This window comes from Streptomyces pactum (genome assembly GCF_016031615.1).
In the GTDB taxonomy this organism is placed as follows: domain Bacteria; phylum Actinomycetota; class Actinomycetes; order Streptomycetales; family Streptomycetaceae; genus Streptomyces; species Streptomyces pactus.
Genome location: NZ_JACYXC010000020.1, coordinates 1 through 1,497, shown reverse-complemented (window position 1 = coordinate 1,497; position 1,497 = coordinate 1). Strand labels below are relative to the sequence as shown.

Below are 1,497 nucleotides of genomic sequence, written 5' to 3'. Positions count from 1 at the left end.
CCGGCCCGGTCGTGACCAGGCCGCACCCGCCACCCGGGCCCGCCGGTCGTGTCCGGGCCGCCGTGCCCCGCGCGGCCCCGTGTCCACCGGCCCGGACCGGATCACCCGCCTCCGCTCCGCGCCCGCCCCGCCACCCGCGGGGAACCCGTGTCTTCCGTCTGGCGTTGTGCAGATCAGGAGGGTCCACTGGAAGGTGGATATTCCCCGAAAAAGAGGGTTCCCCCCGCCGCGTCATTTGGAGGGCGTACCGTGCACCGTCGGCACAACGGGCTCAAGACCGCCGTACTCCTCGGGGGACTGTCCGCACTCATCATCGTGATCGGCAGCCTCTTCGGCCGGGCCGGCCTGGTCATCGCGGTCCTGGTGGCCCTCGCCACCAACGCCTACGCCTACTGGAACAGCGACAAGCTGGCCCTGCGGGCGATGCGGGCCCGCCCGGTGAGCGAGTTCGAGGCGCCCGAGCTCTACCGCATGGTGCGGGAGCTCTCCACCGCCGCGCGGCAGCCGATGCCACGGCTGTACATCTCCCCGACCCCCGCGCCGAACGCCTTCGCCACCGGCCGCAACCCGCGGAACGCGGCCGTCTGCTGCACCGAGGGCATCCTCCGCATGCTCGACGAGCGGGAGCTGCGCGGCGTCCTCGGCCATGAGCTGAGCCACGTCTACAACCGGGACATCCTGATCTCGTCGGTCGCCGGCGCGCTCGCCTCCGTGGTGATGTTCCTCGTGAACTTCGCCTGGCTGATCCCCATAGGCCGCTCGGACGACGACGAGGGGCCCGGCCTCCTCGGCATGCTGCTCATCATGATCCTCGGCCCGCTCGCCGCCTCGCTGATCCAGCTCGCGGTCAGCCGCTCCCGGGAGTACGAGGCGGACGCGTCGGGCGCCCAGCTCACCGGTGATCCGCTCGCCCTCGCCAGCGCATTGCGCAAGCTGGAAGCGGGTACGAAGGCATTGCCCCTGCCCGCCGAGCCACGTCTGGAGACGGCCGGACACATGATGATCGCCAACCCCTTCCGGCCCGGCGCCGGCATGGCCAAGCTCTTCTCCACCCACCCGCCGATGAGCGAACGGATCTCCCGCCTGGAGGAGATGGCGGGTCCGCGATGAAGACCCTCCTCAACCTGATCTGGCTGGTGTTCTCGGGCTTCTGGCTGGCCTGCGGCTACGTCCTCGCCGGCCTGCTGCTCTGTGTCACGGTCATCGGCATCCCGTTCGGGATCGCGTCCTTCCGCATCGCCGGTTTCGCCCTGTGGCCCTTCGGCCGCACCGCGGTGCCCCGCCGGGACGCGGGCGCGGCGTCCTGCGTGGGCAACGTCCTCTGGCTGGTGCTGGCGGGCTGGTGGCTGGCGCTCAGCCACGTGATCACCGGTCTGCTGCTGTGCGTCACGATCATCGGCATCCCGCTGGGACTGGCGAACTTCAAGCTGATCCCGGTCTCGCTGACCCCGCTGGGCCACGAGATCGTCCGCACCGACGCGCCGTTCGGCCGGCGCG

Annotated in this window: 2 protein-coding genes; both read left to right on the top strand. The window is 71.1% G+C overall.

Features of this window, described 5'->3' with window-relative positions:
- Positions 1–249 precede the first annotated feature (249 nt).
- Positions 250–1,110, top strand: a complete 861-nt coding sequence (gene htpX / locus IHE55_RS30435) for a zinc metalloprotease HtpX (RefSeq protein ID WP_197989002.1) — start codon at positions 250–252, stop codon at positions 1,108–1,110.
- The coding region (locus IHE55_RS30430) for a YccF domain-containing protein (RefSeq protein ID WP_197992640.1) at positions 1,107–1,497 on the top strand (391 nt) is incomplete at its 3' end. The genes htpX and IHE55_RS30430, both read left to right, overlap by 4 nt.